This is a genomic window from Aggregatibacter segnis (assembly GCF_003130075.1).
GTDB lineage: Bacteria > Pseudomonadota > Gammaproteobacteria > Enterobacterales > Pasteurellaceae > Aggregatibacter > Aggregatibacter segnis_A.
The window spans coordinates 179,998-194,655 of the sequence record NZ_NRCW01000002.1 but is presented as its reverse complement, the minus strand read 5'-3'; the positions used below and the strand labels follow the sequence as shown (position 1 = coordinate 194,655).

Below are 14,658 nucleotides of genomic sequence, written 5' to 3'. Positions count from 1 at the left end.
TGTTAATTAAGCACCGTTTTTGCTTTTTTAGAGAAAGTGCGGTGATTTTTCACCGCATTTTTGTTTAACGAGAGTAGTAACCTGCCATGGAGCTGTAAACGGCATTTTCTGCCTGAATCACGTTGAATTTGGCTTGCAAAATGGAAAGCTGGGAGGCTTTTTCTGTATTGGCTGCCGTCAACCATTCGCGCAATTCAGACACACCCGCGTTATAGCGGTTGCGGTAATATTGCGTGATGCGTTGGTTGTAATTGTACGTTTGTTGCACGTTGCCAAAATGGCTTTGCGCTTGAGTGAACGCAAAGTAGTTGGTGTCCACGTCATTTAACGCGGTGGTGATACTTTTTTCATAGTTTAAACGGGCTGTTTCGTAATCCGCTTCAGAAATTTTCACGTTCCATTTTACGGTGTTCCAATTTAAGAACGGCAATGTAATACCAACGTTGCCGGCGCCAATAGAGGAGAATGTAGTCGCGCCGGTTTGATTGGTGGCATTACGGCTTAAACTTCCGCCCAAGGTAATTTCCGGGAACCAGCTTTTTTCGGTGGCTTTGGCATTTTTGAATGCGCTGCTTAAACGGGCTTGATAGCCTTTGACATCAGGACGGTTGGCAATCACGGAAACCGGCACGTTTAAATTCACACCTACGGTTTTTACGCTCAAAATATGCGGGAAGTTGATGTTTAATGCGTCATCCGGTTTTAAGTTAAGTAAATTGCGTAAGGTTTTTTCTGCGTTTTTACGGTTTGTTTGCAAGGTGATCAAATTATTACGCGCCGTTAATACCGCTTGTTGCGCCTGATCTACGCTGGCACTGTCTGCGACACCTTGTGCCAAGCGATTTTTCATGATGTTGCTGATGTCGGTGTAATACTTAATGCTTTCTTGAGTGGTGCTAATGGCATCGTTTAAATAGGCAATTTGATAGTAGGTTGTCACCACCGAGTTGATTAAAGAAAGACGGGTAGATTCCATGTCTTCAATGGTGGCTTTATGTGACCATTCCGCCGCATCGGCGGTATCTGCTAAACGACGCCATAAATCCAACGTATAAGACACATTTAACGCACCGGTATGTGTGATTGCTGAATTGCCGCCACGATTAATGTCTTTTTGGGCAGAGGATTTTGCCGAACCGCTAAAGGCCGGAATCAAGCTTGCACCGGCAAGGTTGGCGCTATACAGCGCACGGTTGACGGAAACCGCTGCTTTGGCTAAGTCTTTGTTATTTGCAAGGGCTTGTTCGACCACACGGTTGAGTTGTACATCGTTATAAAGCGCCCACCAGTTGTCTTTAATGTTGTATTGCTTGGTAATATCTTCATATTGTTTGTAATTATCGAGGCTGGCTTGATAAGAATCGCCAATATTGGCACAGCCGGCGAGCGTTGTTGCTATCACCGCTGCAAGGGCTAGTTTTTTCATTTTTAACATTTTTTATCCTTCTTTAAGGTTCAAGGGGGCTATTTTATGCCTCAAAAGTGCGGTCGATTTTAACCGCATTTTTAGGTTTTACAAAATCTATTCACGGGCTAATGCCGTAATCGGATCTAATTGTGCTGCACGTTTTGCCGGGCTGTAGCCGAACACTACGCCGATTAAGCTGGAAAAAGCGACTGCGGCAATAATCGAACCACCGGAAAATGCCATGGTGAAATCGGTCATAAAGGTGTTAAACAGCACTCCAATCGCACCGGAAAGCAAAATACCGGTGACACCGCCGATGAGGCAAATCAACACGGCTTCAATTAAAAATTGTTGCAGGATGTTGGATTGTCTTGCGCCGATTGCCATGCGCACGCCGATTTCTTTGGTGCGTTCTGTCACTGACACCAACATAATATTCATCACACCAATCCCGCCGACGATTAAGGAAATAAAAGCAATCGAGGAGATAAGCAATTTCATCGTGCCGGTGGTGCTTTCGATGGTTTGTTTAATGGTGTCGCTGTTCATGATGAAGAAGTCTTTTTTGCCGTGGCGTAGCGTCAGCAATTCCGTAATGCCTTTTTCTGCGGCTGTTGAGTTGATCTCTTCCGCCACTTTCACCGTAATCGAGCCGATTTTTTTGCTGCCTGAAATACGGTTCATGACGGTGGTGTAGGGTGCATAAAGATTCAGTGAACTGCTCGCACCGCCCAGTTGACGGTCGGTCACGACACCGATAATGCGCAACGGACGTTTGTTAAATATCACCACTTTGCCAAGCGGATCTTCATTGGGGAAAATGGCTTTTTTGGCACTTTCATCAATTAACGCCACTTGCGCGTTTTCTGCGACATCCTGCGCTGAGAGTAGGCGACCTTGTTTTAATTTTAAACCTTCAACATCAAAAGATTCTTCGCTCACGCCTTTTAAGGACGTCGTCGAAAAGGCTTTATTCGCATAAATCAAGGTGCCGCTTGACGCGCTATTCGGCGTAACGCTTTGCACGTAGGTTTGTTGGCGTAGCGCGTTGGCATCATTAACCGTGAGATTCTGCATTTGTTCCGCACGGCGATCGCCAAAGCCGGTGCCGTTAAAAATGGTGATGGTGTTTGTGCCGATACCGCGAATATTTTCCAGAATTTTTTGTTGTGAGCCATTGCCCAATGCCACCACGGACACCACGGAGGTAATCCCAATAATGATGCCAAGCATGGTGAGTAGGGAACGCATTTTATGCGCCACAATGGCGCTAACAGACATCCGAAAGGCTTCCATCAGCTGATCTTTGCTGAAGCCGAAACGTCCTTTAAAAACACCTGAATTTTTGACCGCACTTTTCACCGGCTGGGTTTGCGTGTCACTGATAATTTCGCCGTCTTTGATTTCAATCATCCGATTGGCGCTGGCAGCGATGTGCTTGTCGTGGGTGACCATAATAATGGTATGCCCTTCTTGGTGCAGTTGGCGCAAAATTTCCAACACGTTTTCGCCGCTTTGCGAATCCAACGCACCGGTGGGTTCATCGGCTAAAATGATTTCACCGCCGTTCATCAAAGCGCGAGCAATACTCACGCGTTGTTGTTGCCCGCCGGAGAGTTGATTCGGCTTATTCTGCCATTTATCGCTTAAGCCCAGTTTTTCCAATAATTGTTTGGCGCGTTCTAAACGTTGATTGTGGGGCATGCCCGCATAAATTGCCGGTAATGCCACGTTTTCTGCTGCGGTAAGGCTGCTCAATAAATTGTAACGTTGGAAAATAAAACCGAATTTTTGACTGCGTAAATCGGAGAGCTGATCGGCGGTTAATTCGATGGTTTCTTTATCGTCGATTTTGTACGAACCGCTGGTCGCCGTATCGAGGCAACCAATAATGTTCATCAACGTGGATTTGCCCGAACCCGATTGCCCGATAATGGTAACGAAATCGCCTTTTTCGATATTTAACGAAATGTCTTTCAGAATATGAACACGATTTTCGCCGGCACCAAAGTAGCGGTTGATGTTTTTCATTTCAATAATATTCATTGGAAATTTCCACCGTACTTTAGAAAATTCGTGGTCCGCGCATATTGCCGACGGCTTCGCCGGCAGCCACTTGTGACACAATGACTTTTTCGCCTTCAGCAACGCCGGATTTAATTTCTGTTTGGTAATCGTTTTGTACGCCGATTTCTACTTCTCGCTGTTCCGGTTGGTTGTTGCTGTTTAATACCTTCACAAAGGTTTTACCGTTTTGCGTTTGAATTGCCATATTCGGCACGGAAAGCACGTTTTGCACGTTGGCAATTTTGATGTTGTTTTCTGTGGTCATGCCGATGCGCAAAATCTGGTTAGGATTTTCTACGATAATGTTGGCGTAGTAATAAACTGCACTGTTACTGGTGCTTGACGTTGAACTTGTGGTACTGGACGTAGAGCTATTGCTAATCGTCGTTGTCGCCGGATCAACGGATTCAATTTTGGCGTGATAAAGGGTTTTGCTGTCGGACAAAATACTAAAGGTCACCTCTTGTCCGGCTTTCACTTTCGTAATATCGCCTTCGGAAATTTCCGGTTTAATGCGCATTTTGCTTAAATCCGCCACTTTGACGATGGTCGGCGTGGTTTGATTGGAGTTTACCGTTTGGCCTTCAGAAACCGGCGTAGCAATCACCGTGCCGTCAATCGGTGAAGTGATTTTGGTGTAGCCTACATTGGTTTCCGCGGTATTCACTTCAATTTCTGCTTGTTTGATGTTTTCCTGAACCACATTCATTTCTGCTTTGGCGTTATCTAAGGTCGCTTTTGCGCTGTTTAAACTGTCCAAGGAGGTGCCTTTTTGCGCATACAATTTGGTTAAACGATGGTAATTAGAAAGCGCCACATCATAGGCGGTTTTACGTGCGACAAACTGGGCTTGGTAGCTTGCAAGTGCCGCTTTTCGGGTGTTTAGCGTGTTGATTTGCGTGGTGGAATCAATCTGCGCAATCAAATCGCCTTTTTTCACTTGCTGACCTAAAGCCACATAGAGTTTGGTGACTTTACCGGAAACCTGCGCGCCCACATCAACGGTGTTGACACTTTCAATTGAGCCGGTCGCCACCACATTTTTTTCAATGTCGCCACGTTGCACGGTTTCCGTTAAATAAGTGGTTTTAGGCGTGGAATCGCCCATAAAAAAATAACCGCCGGTGATCACCGCGGCAGCCAGTGCGGCCATTATCCAATGTTTTGTTGTCATATTTTCTCAAGGGTTAAAAGAAACAGTGAAAATAGAATACAGGAGAAAGATTAAGGAAATCTTAATTATTAATGAATGAACGTTCATTTAGTGGCGCATTTTAGTGATTCTTCTTCGGATATTCAAGTGAGAATCAAAAACGAAACTTGAATATTTACGTATTGTCATTAAATTGTAAGACAATTGTATTACATTAGGAGACTAAAATGACTTCATATACTTTTCGATTAGATCCTGAATTAAAAGAGCAGGCCTTTTCCGTTTTCAGAAGCTACGGATTAAACCCGGCTCAGGCACTAAAAATGATTTTACAACAAGTGGTTTCGACAAAATCCATTCCTGTTCAGTTAGATTATCAACCGAATGAAACAACGATCCGCGCTATGCAAGATGTATTAAGTGGAAAAGTGGAAATCGTAGAAGCTGAGAACGTAGAGGAGCTGATTAAAAAATGCAACGTGTCGCAAACGAGGCATAAATGAAAATTAGCTTTACTAAAGACTATAAACGCGATCTCAAATGATTAGCCAATCAACACCCATTCTGAAGTTTTTCGCTAATCGCTTTCAATAACAAACTGCCTTCTTCGCTTTTTATGTCATAGCGTGTAGAATAGTGCGGTTATTTTTTTATGCGTTTTAATTGAGAAAATTATGAGTACAGAAACTATCTTAGAAACGACGGAAAATGCCCGTCCGCACAATTTTATTACCCAAATTATTGATGAAGATTTAGCGTCCGGTAAACACCAACGCGTTCACACCCGTTTTCCGCCTGAGCCAAACGGCTATTTGCACATCGGTCATGCCAAATCTATCTGTTTAAACTTCGGTTTAGCAAAAGAATATAACGGTTTATGTAACCTCCGTTTTGACGACACCAACCCGGTGAAAGAAGATGTGGAATATGTAGATTCCATCAAAGCCGATGTAGAATGGTTAGGTTTCAAATGGGAAGGCGAGCCGCGTTATGCTTCCGATTATTTTGATGCACTTTATGGCTATGCTATTGAATTGATCAAAAAAGGATTGGCGTATGTGGACGAACTTTCACCGGAAGAAATGCGCGAATATCGCGGCACGTTAACCGAGCCGGGGAAAAACAGCCCGTATCGTGATCGTAGCGTAGAAGAAAACCTCGCGTTATTCGAGCGAATGAAAAACGGCGAATTTGCAGAAGGCACACTGAGTTTGCGTGCGAAAATCGACATGGCGTCGCCGTTTATGGTGATGCGCGACCCGGTGATTTATCGCATTAAATTTGCCAGCCACCACCAAACCGGCGACAAATGGTGCATTTATCCAATGTACGATTTCACCCATTGTATTTCCGATGCCATCGAACGCATTACACACTCATTATGTACTCTTGAATTCCAAGACAACCGCCGTTTATACGACTGGGTGTTGGAAAACATCAGCATTGAGCGCCCATTGCCGCACCAATATGAATTCTCCCGTTTAAATTTAGAAGGCACGCTCACTTCTAAACGTAAATTGTTGAAATTAGTCAATGAAGGCATTGTAGATGGCTGGAACGATCCGCGTATGCCGACCATTTCAGGTTTACGTCGTCGCGGTTATACGCCGGCGTCATTGCGTGAATTCTGTCGTCGTATTGGCGTGACCAAACAAGACAACGTGGTGGAATACAGCGCATTAGAATCTTGCATTCGTGATGATTTAAACCAAAATGCGCCGCGAGCCATGGCGGTGATCGATCCTGTTCGTGTGGTGATTGAAAATTTTGAAGGCGAAGAAATGTTAACTGCGCCGAATCACCCGAATCGTCCTGAATTAGGCGAACGCCAATTGCCATTCACCAAAGAAATTTATATCGATCGTGCGGACTTCCGTGAAGAAGCCAACAAACAATATAAACGCTTAGTGTTAGGCAAAGAAGTGCGTTTGCGCAATGCTTATGTGATTAAAGCAGAACGTGTGGAAAAAGATGCCAACGGTGACATCACCACCATTTTCTGTACCTACGATCCGGAAACCTTAGGTAAAAACCCGGCAGATGGCCGCAAAGTGAAAGGCGTAATCCACTGGGTTTCCGCCACGCACAACCACCCGGCAGAATTCCGTTTATATGAACGCCTTTTCACTGTGCCAAACCCGGGTGCGGAAGAAAACATCGAAAGCGTGCTAAACCCAACGTCCTTAGTGGTGAAACACGGTTTTGTCGAACAAAGCCTTGGTAATGCGGAAGCAGAAAAAGGCTACCAATTTGAACGTGAAGGCTATTTCTGTGCCGACAGCAAAGACAGCCACCCGGAACATTTGGTGTTTAACTTAACGGTGAGTTTGAAAGAAGGTTTTTAACCTCATCACTCATTAAAAAGTGCGGTCGTTTTTCGTGATGAATTTCGACCGCACTTTTTATTTAAGCTGTTTATTGTATCGCTCTAAACTATAAAAAAACTGAAGTGATTAATAAATGGCGAGAATCTAATTCAAATGAAACTGATGTTTTGGGCTCGCGTTAGGAAACGCGCTTCATCGTTGGAAATAACTAATGAAAAAAAATTTTTATATTACTTTCTTTTCTTTTCTTTTGCGGTAGCCTTGTTCTATTTATTTTTGTCATTTGTTATGGGGAGGATGTTTTATAACATTGATAATGGAATTGCATTTTATCAAATTAATTTATTTTCATTTTTTAAAAACTTTAACATAAAGGATGTAGGGTTCTTTTTTCTTATATTTTCAATTTTTTTCTTTATTACATATATTCGATATAAAGATTATTAGTAATAGTAAAAATCTGAATTAAATGAAATTGATGTTTTGGGCACGCGTCAGGAGACGTGCGCCATCGTGGGGGTATTTCAGCCGGTAAGGAAATGTTATCGGATTCAGGAAAGGCAGTATGGCAATCGGGTAAAGACATTTTGGGCGCAGGCTATCATCTTGATGATGTAAATTACCTTTATGGTAAAAATATGGTCAATGAGATTGATGCGATAGCAGCTGTGAGAGGTGGTACAGCCTTGTTGGAGCTTACGGGGGCCGGGAAAGCTGCTGGCGTGGGGGTAAAGGCTGTGGGTGAAGTTGCTGGTAAGGTTGCCGAAAGAACGCTTACTCGTTTACCTAATTTACAAACCGGCAATTTAGTTAAACCTAAAGTAGATTCTGAATTTCTGAGCAAACCCTTGCCGGAAGGATATAAGTATGTTTCGTTAAGTGAGATTGAAGGTCCGAAGGGTGGTGTTTATCACTATATAGGAGATGATGTAAAAGGAAATCCTGTTTTCTTCAATAATAATAAGTTTGTGTCGTTTGAGGGTGGGGTGAAGAAAGAATTGAAATCAGAACCTAATCTATTAATGAATAAAACGGCAGTAGGGGATAAATACCCAAGACCAACACTTAGAGTTGAAACTAAGAAAAATATTCTTTCGCAATATGAGCAGGTTTCAGATAATGTATTTCTTCATAAAGAAACAGGTGAAATAGTGAATGGTCCATTTGATATAGGGCATATTCCTGGATGGGAGCATAGAAGATTAGAAGAGGCTGCTAAACAATTGGGTTTAACAAGACAGGAATTTAATGATTACGTTAACGCTAGACCGCAGAATTTTAGATTGGAGAATCGTTCTGAAAATCGAAGTCATAGAAATGAGATGCCAGGAAACGATAAATTAGATCCAATTATAACTGATATGAAAAACTTTTTTAAAAGAGGAAAGTAAGAATGATAGAATTAACAACAAATAGAGAAGTAAAATCAGATCTAGAAGTTGAGACTATTAGGGCAATTCAAGAGGGTGATGTTTTATTCTTGAAGCGAATTTTTCTAGTTGAGAAAAAACTTGATATCTTATATAAGTCAGAAAAAGAAAACTGGAATTGGCTACATATGGGATTACTTTTATGCTCAAAAGAGGATTTTATAGTACCTTCTATTACATTTTTTATTGAGAATAATGTTTCAGTTAATTTGCAAGATATATACGGAATGACACCATTACATTATGCGTTAAGAGGTAAAAATATTGATGCTGCGATAGCGTTACTTAAGGCTGGTGCAAACCCTAATTTACCAAATGAAAGAGGAATTACACCTTTATCCTATATTAATGGTTTCCCAGAAAGACTGGATTTGCTTCAATTAATGCTAGATAACGGGGGAGATGTAGATTTCTTTACTGGACAGCATGGTATTTTAGAAGGGATCAAAAAATATCGTTCACAAGATCCTAAATTTAAACCAGTGATTGAGTTGATGGAAAAGTATTCCAAAAAGGGCATTTAATTTACTTTGGGAATAGATTTTAAAAGCGTGCTATATCAAGCCCATTTTTAATTATTTACAAGTATATTGGAAAAATGGAAATATCAAGTGCGGTCAATTTTCAAAGAGTTTTTAAACCTCTCAAAAATTGACCGCACTTATTCATTAAAAAAGGCTGATATTGACAGTGTCGACATCAGCCTTTGGTTTATCGAAAGGGGATTATTTAGGCATCTTTAATTGGGGATCTTGTCCGTAGGATGGATGTCTTGGGCCGTAAAGCAAGCAGCCATTACAAGAACGACCTAACATGTTTCCGGTTGCCCATCCTGCCACTTTATATCCTTTATCAGATACGTTATTGGCAATCTGTTTAACGACTGCGGTCACCAGCATAGCCAGCGCGTTACCGTTGTTATTGCTTTCAGCATCGTCCGCATAGCCTTTGCCTTCCCATAATGTTTTACCATTGCGTAAGTCAACGAGTTTGCCACTCACTTTCACTCTGGTTACGCTGTCGAACACTTGGTAATTCACACCGTAGTCGTCCACATTAATGTAGAGCACGGCATCGGCACCAAAAATCTCGCGTAATTTTTGTGGGTTGACGTTATGAATTTCTTGCGCTTGTGTTAACCCGTTATTTTTAAAGGTTTGATAAACAAGAGCCGGTGGAAAAACATAGTAACCATTTTCAGCCAATGGCGAAATGGCTTGTGCCAACACAGCCGGGGAGCCTTTTACATCATTGGTGGTATCGGTTGGAAGCAATACAAGAATAGACTGCGGTTTGCTCTCTAAATAGTTGGTATAGTCATACGGCGTTGGCTTCATTGCAGAACACGCTGAAAGCAAAAATGCGCAAGCCATGGCTAAATAGAGTGAAATATTTCTCATTTTTTCTCTCCTTTTTTCGCTTTTTTATTTGCGCGATTTTCTTGGGCTGTCTCTACTTTTTTTCCTTTATTTAACAGGAAATTGATGTATTGCGTTGATTCAGGAAACAGGCTCATTTCTTTTTGATAAGATTCAGCCATTTTTCCCGGATTCCCTAATTGCCCATATAGAAGACCAATTTGTGCGTATAAACCGGGTGGCACTTTGTTGCCGCCATCCAGTTGAGCCAGTTCTTCTAATTTTTGCAGTTGTTCTTGCGGATCACCTTCTTGTGTTAGGTGTTGATAAACTGAAGAAGGGTAAACATCACCATTCCAAGTGTAGAGCGAGTGTTGTTTGTGCCCTGATGAACAAGCCGTCAATACAGCGACGGCAGACAAGCAAATGAGAAGTGTTAATTTCTTCATTATCTAACCCTTAATTAGCCGGTTTCCATTGACCTGCTTCAACACCTGAAACAAGGTTGTTTACCGCTTCACGAATGGCTAAATCTAACACTTTACCATTGAGTGTTGAGTCGTATCCTGATGTACCGCCAAAGCCTAATACTTCACGGTTGGAAAGATTGTATTCGCCGGCACCTTGAACGGAATAAACCACTTCGGATGTTTGGGTGTTGACAATATTTAAGGTGACTTTTGCGTAAGCTACTTGTTGTTTTCCGCGACCTAAAATACCAAATAATTGTTGGTCGCCAACGGTTTTACGGCCAAATTCCGTTACATCACCGGTAACAACATAATTTGCGCCTTTTAAGGTTTGTTTTTTACCTTTAATTTTCGCTTCTGCTGCAGTTTCAGACATATTGGTGCGATCTAACACACTAAAACGGCCTGATTGTTGTAAATGAGAAACTAAAATCGTTTTTGCTTGATTTCCTAATTGATCGACGCCATCGGAGAAGACGCCATTTTGATAGCTTGAACGGTTATCAAATTTACCGACAGAAATCGGTGCTTTTACGCCATGATAAGCGGTGTTGTAGCTAGTGACTTTTTGCACTTCTACTGTACGAGAACCTTCAGTTGCACAGCCTGCTAATGCTAAAATGCTGGCTGATAATAAAACGGGATAGAATTTTTTCATCATAGAATCCTTATATTTTCATGAATAAAAAGAGCCCTGAATATCAAGGTCGCTACATTTTAAAGAATTTATTGTACCTTCGCTATCGAATTTTCTGCGGAATTTATGTAAGTTAACTATCTTTTAGCGGTGGTGAATTTTTCTATGGCGTGTTTATCCGACGTATGTTTTACCTCTAATCAAAGAAAATATGAAATTACTCACATTTACGCGGTGTGTCTATCAGACCTAAAAAACAATTTAAAAACGCACCGCACTTTTATTAAACCAGTCAGGAGAAACCTTCGTGTTATTTAAAAAAATATTCGGCATGATTCAATTTAGCGGCTATAAAAGTTTTTCCAGCTTATACGATCGCTATGCCATTATTGGGTTTGAAAAGCAGCTTGATTTTGCCGAGCGAGTAGAGAATTTGGATTGGAACGTGGATTTGAAAACCGGGAAAATCACCTTTGGCGAGCAATATACTTATCCGGTTCAGGTGTTGGGCTCTTTTTCTTTTGAGAGTCAAACTTGGCTTTGGAGTTGGGCAAACCAAGCCGCCAATATTCCTGCGAAGTTGCTGGAACAAGCGAAAGAATTTCGTGCTTACGGCAAAAAATACAAAATTGATGAACTCACAAAACCTAATCGGGAACTTGCCTTAAATGACGTGCATAGTTTTGGATTAGTTGCGTTGGGCATGTTTGAGTCTGACGGCTATTACGTGGGCAATTTTGGTGCAGGTGCATTGTTGGTGACGGTGAAAGATCGCAGTTTACGCAAGACATTCTCTTTGGAAGAAGAACATTTGAGAATCTTGTCGGTTTATCCGCAATTCATTTCCTTATTTGAAATTAAAGCCCAGAAAAAAGTGTTACAACATTATGTAACGGCAAAGGAATATCGCATTATCGAAAATACGGAAACCCATTTAATCGCCCGTCGTGGTGAAAAAGAAATTGTCGGTATTTTTAATGAAGAAGGGCGTTTGTCGCAGCTGAAAGGGTAGTGTGAGAGGAAGTGCGGTCAACATTGACGATGTTTTTTTAATTGAAAAACACGCTAGATGTTGACCGCACTTTTATTTTTTTTCATAAAGCAAACGTTTGCTTTTGGCTTGGCTAAGGATTAGAATTTGCCGATTTTTTTACTTTGAAAGGATACAAAAATGAGTTCTGAAAATTTTAGTTTGAAGCCCGTTCCACAACATGAACGTAAAGGTGCCGTGGCGCTGACGTTTGTTATGCTGGGATTAACGTTTTTCTCTGCAAGTATGTGGACGGGCGGCACGCTGGGCACATCACTCACTTACCATGATTTCTGGTTAGCCGTGATCATCGGTAACTTAATGTTAGGGATTTACACGTCATTTCTTGGCTACATCGGTGCAAAAACCGGCTTAACAACCCATGTTTTGGCGCGTTATTCCTTCGGTGTGAAAGGCTCTTGGTTGCCATCTTTAATTTTAGGCGGCACCCAAGTGGGCTGGTTCGGTGTCGGGGTGGCGATGTTTGCGATTCCGGTTAATAAAGTTACCGGCATTGATGTGAACTATTTAATTTTAGGCTCAGGTTTATTAATGACCATTACGGTTTTCTTCGGCATTTCTGCACTGACCATTCTTTCCACTATCGCTGTGCCGGCAATTGCGGTGCTTGGTTCTTATTCGGTGTATTTGGCGGTAACGGATGCCGGTGGCTTATCTGTGTTAGAAAATATCATGCCGAAAAACGACATTTCTTTACCAATGGCAATTACCTTGGTTGTGGGCTCTTTCATCAGTGCCGGTTCATTAACGGCAGACTTCGTGCGTTTCGGACGCAAAGCCAGACAAGCGATTTTAATCAGTATGATTGCGTTCTTCTTGGGCAACTCATTAATGTTCGTCTTTGGCGCCGCCGGGGCAGCAGTGACGGGGATGTCTGATATTTCTGATGTGATGGTTGCACAAGGATTAATTCTGCCGGCGATTATTGTCCTTGGTTTAAACATTTGGACCACTAACGATAACGCGCTTTATGCCTCCGGTTTGGGGTTCGCCAACATTACCGGCTGGAGTAGCCGTCCATTATCGGTGTTAAATGGTGTGATCGGTACGCTTTGCGCCTTGTGGTTATACAACAACTTTGTGGGCTGGTTAACGTTTTTATCTGCCGCGATTCCACCGATTGGTGGCGTGATCATTGCCGACTATATTTTACGTAATAAAGCCTATGCCAATTTTGAACAAGCCAGATTTGTTAGCATCAACTGGACGGCAATTATCTCTGTAGCTATCGGTATCGCGTGCGGTAAATTCTTACCGGGTATTATTCCGTTAAATGCCGTTATTGGCGGTGCTGCGGCTTATTTTGTGTTAACGCCGTTATTCGGTAAAAAATTGGCGTTCAAATAGGAGCGATAAATGTTAGTTAAAAATATTCATATTAACGGGCGTGAAGGCTTATGGCAGATTGCCATTGAAGACGGCAAGATTGCCCGTATTCTGCCTAACGAAGAACAAATTGATTTTTCCGGTGACATTTTAGACGGCGAACAGGGCATTGTGTATCCGCCGTTTGTTGAACCGCACATTCATTTAGATGCGACACAAACCGCAGGACAACCGAACTGGAACCAATCCGGTACCTTATTTGAAGGGATTGAACGTTGGGCTGAACGAAAATCTTTATTGAGCCATGAGGATGTGAAATCCCGCGCGTGGAAAACCTTAAAATGGCAAATCGCAAATGGCGTGCAACATGTGCGTACCCATGTGGATGTGTCCGACCCAACGTTAACTGCACTCAAAGCCATGCTCGAAGTGAAAAAAGAAGTGGCTCCTTGGGTCGATCTTCAAATTGTGGCTTTTCCACAAGAGGGGATTTTGTCTTATCCGAACGGCGAAGCCTTGTTAGATCAAGCCATGGCAATGGGCGCAGATGTGGTGGGCGGCATTCCGCATTTTGAATTTACCCGTGAATACGGTGTGGAATCTATGCACATTGCCTTCAATATTGCGCGCAAATACAACAAACAAATCGATATTCACTGTGATGAAATTGACGATGAACAATCCCGTTTTGTGGAAACGGTTGCCGCATTAGCATTGAAATATGAAATGGGCGACAAAGTGACGGCGAGCCATACCACTGCAATGCATTCGTACAATAACGCCTATGCCTCTCGTCTTTTCCGTTTGTTGAAATTATCCAAAATTCATTTTGTGGCCAATCCGCTCGTCAACATTCATTTGCAAGGTCGATTCGATACTTATCCAAAACGTCGTGGTGTGACGCGCGTCAAAGAGATGTTGAAAAACAATATCAACGTGTGTTTTGGCCATGATGACGTATTCGACCCTTGGTATCCGTTGGGAACCGCGAATATGTTGCAGGTGTTACACATGGGGTTACACGTTTGCCAACTCATGGGCTACGGACAAATTAACGACGGCTTAAAATTAGTGACTGAAAACAGTGCAAAAGCGCTAGGGTTGCAAGGTTATGGCGTGGAAGAAGGAAATGCCGCTAACTTTATCATTTTACCGGCAGAGAATGGCTTTGATGCAGTACGTCGTCAAGTGCCGACACGTTATTCTATTCGCCTCGGTAAGGTCATTGCAGAAACCAAATTAGCTGAAACGACCATTCATTTAAACGATAACGAACGCGTCACCTATCGTTAATCTGTTATTTTTAAGGATAAGTGCGGTCAATATCCGATGTGTTTTTTCCGTTGAAAAACATCGTCAATATTGACCGCACTTTTTTGTTTTTGCAAACCTCTCTTTCAGTATTTGTCACAGGCTGCGTTCCTCACTATA

General features: G+C 42.3%; 13 protein-coding genes. 7 read left to right on the top strand and 6 right to left on the bottom strand.

Translation table 11 applies throughout. The annotated features are described in order from the left end of the window. Positions 1-64: 64 nt before the first annotated feature. The 3 genes from tdeA to DK415_RS02805 all read right to left on the bottom strand — a co-directional run bounded on the left by tdeA (position 65) and on the right by DK415_RS02805 (position 4,649). On the bottom strand, positions 65-1,435 hold the full coding sequence (tdeA, locus tag DK415_RS02815; RefSeq protein ID WP_109432367.1) for a toxin/drug exporter TdeA: 1,371 nt from the start codon (positions 1,433-1,435) through the stop codon (positions 65-67). 87 nt (positions 1,436-1,522) lie between these two features. Next, positions 1,523-3,454 (bottom strand): MacB family efflux pump subunit, encoded by a 1,932-nt coding sequence (locus tag DK415_RS02810; RefSeq protein WP_109432366.1) that lies wholly within the window; start codon positions 3,452-3,454, stop codon positions 1,523-1,525. Between the two features lie 19 nt (positions 3,455-3,473). Next, complete coding sequence (locus DK415_RS02805) at positions 3,474-4,649, bottom strand: efflux RND transporter periplasmic adaptor subunit (RefSeq protein WP_109432365.1); 1,176 nt, start codon at positions 4,647-4,649, stop codon at positions 3,474-3,476. A gap of 206 nt (positions 4,650-4,855) precedes the next feature. On the opposite strand from DK415_RS02805, the gene DK415_RS02800 reads away from it, so the two are divergent. From DK415_RS02800 to DK415_RS02780, 4 genes are all read left to right on the top strand, one after another. Further along, positions 4,856-5,131, top strand: a complete 276-nt coding sequence (locus tag DK415_RS02800; protein ID WP_109432364.1) for a type II toxin-antitoxin system RelB/DinJ family antitoxin — start codon at positions 4,856-4,858, stop codon at positions 5,129-5,131. A 171-nt stretch (positions 5,132-5,302) separates the two neighbouring features. Further along, the gene (gene glnS / locus DK415_RS02795; protein WP_162540458.1) at positions 5,303-6,973 is read left to right on the top strand and encodes a glutamine--tRNA ligase; all 1,671 of its coding nucleotides are present in this window, start codon (positions 5,303-5,305) and stop codon (positions 6,971-6,973) included. A 485-nt stretch (positions 6,974-7,458) separates the two neighbouring features. Beyond that, positions 7,459-8,346: a GH-E family nuclease gene (locus DK415_RS02785; protein ID WP_162540457.1), complete on the top strand. Its 888-nt coding sequence runs from the start codon at positions 7,459-7,461 to the stop codon at positions 8,344-8,346. Between the two features lie 2 nt (positions 8,347-8,348). Further along, positions 8,349-8,909, top strand: a complete 561-nt coding sequence (locus tag DK415_RS02780; protein ID WP_109432360.1) for an ankyrin repeat domain-containing protein — start codon at positions 8,349-8,351, stop codon at positions 8,907-8,909. Between the two features lie 201 nt (positions 8,910-9,110). Here DK415_RS02780 and DK415_RS02775 read toward each other — a convergent pair whose 3' ends face one another. Genes DK415_RS02775 through DK415_RS02765 form a run of 3 tightly spaced genes read right to left on the bottom strand, consistent with a single transcriptional unit; the run spans position 9,111 to position 10,871 of the window. Further along, entirely contained in the window at positions 9,111-9,785 is a 675-nt protein-coding gene (locus DK415_RS02775) for a DUF799 domain-containing protein (RefSeq protein WP_109432359.1), read from the bottom strand. Beyond that, positions 9,782-10,192, bottom strand: coding sequence for a DUF4810 domain-containing protein (locus DK415_RS02770; protein ID WP_109432358.1), 411 nt, complete (start codon positions 10,190-10,192; stop codon positions 9,782-9,784). The genes DK415_RS02775 and DK415_RS02770 overlap by 4 nt, the downstream gene beginning before the upstream one ends. A gap of 10 nt (positions 10,193-10,202) precedes the next feature. Further along, entirely contained in the window at positions 10,203-10,871 is a 669-nt protein-coding gene (locus tag DK415_RS02765) for a CsgG/HfaB family protein (protein ID WP_048750344.1), read from the bottom strand. 286 nt (positions 10,872-11,157) lie between these two features. Here DK415_RS02765 and DK415_RS02760 point away from each other — a divergent pair, with 286 nt between their 5' ends. The 3 genes from DK415_RS02760 (at position 11,158) to DK415_RS02750 (ending at position 14,520) form a co-directional block, all read left to right on the top strand. Then, positions 11,158-11,862, top strand: coding sequence for a DUF6882 domain-containing protein (locus DK415_RS02760; protein ID WP_162540456.1), 705 nt, complete (start codon positions 11,158-11,160; stop codon positions 11,860-11,862). Between the two features lie 159 nt (positions 11,863-12,021). Beyond that, positions 12,022-13,248, top strand: coding sequence for a cytosine permease (codB, locus tag DK415_RS02755; protein WP_109432355.1), 1,227 nt, complete (start codon positions 12,022-12,024; stop codon positions 13,246-13,248). A 9-nt stretch (positions 13,249-13,257) separates the two neighbouring features. Next, a complete protein-coding gene (locus tag DK415_RS02750; protein WP_109432354.1) occupies positions 13,258-14,520 on the top strand; it encodes a cytosine deaminase in 1,263 nt (420 codons plus the stop codon). The last annotated feature ends 138 nt before the right edge of the window (positions 14,521-14,658 follow it).

Coding starts and splice junctions, on each gene's coding strand:
- tdeA (WP_109432367.1), bottom strand. CDS start 1,435: ATGTTAAAAATGAAAAAACTAGCCCTTGCAGCGGTGATAGCAACAACG.
- DK415_RS02810 (WP_109432366.1), bottom strand. CDS start 3,454: ATGAATATTATTGAAATGAAAAACATCAACCGCTACTTTGGTGCCGGC.
- DK415_RS02805 (WP_109432365.1), bottom strand. CDS start 4,649: ATGACAACAAAACATTGGATAATGGCCGCACTGGCTGCCGCGGTGATC.
- DK415_RS02800 (WP_109432364.1), top strand. CDS start 4,856: ATGACTTCATATACTTTTCGATTAGATCCTGAATTAAAAGAGCAGGCC.
- glnS (WP_162540458.1), top strand. CDS start 5,303: ATGAGTACAGAAACTATCTTAGAAACGACGGAAAATGCCCGTCCGCAC.
- DK415_RS02780 (WP_109432360.1), top strand. CDS start 8,349: ATGATAGAATTAACAACAAATAGAGAAGTAAAATCAGATCTAGAAGTT.
- DK415_RS02775 (WP_109432359.1), bottom strand. CDS start 9,785: ATGAGAAATATTTCACTCTATTTAGCCATGGCTTGCGCATTTTTGCTT.
- DK415_RS02770 (WP_109432358.1), bottom strand. CDS start 10,192: ATGAAGAAATTAACACTTCTCATTTGCTTGTCTGCCGTCGCTGTATTG.
- DK415_RS02765 (WP_048750344.1), bottom strand. CDS start 10,871: ATGAAAAAATTCTATCCCGTTTTATTATCAGCCAGCATTTTAGCATTA.
- codB (WP_109432355.1), top strand. CDS start 12,022: ATGAGTTCTGAAAATTTTAGTTTGAAGCCCGTTCCACAACATGAACGT.
- DK415_RS02750 (WP_109432354.1), top strand. CDS start 13,258: ATGTTAGTTAAAAATATTCATATTAACGGGCGTGAAGGCTTATGGCAG.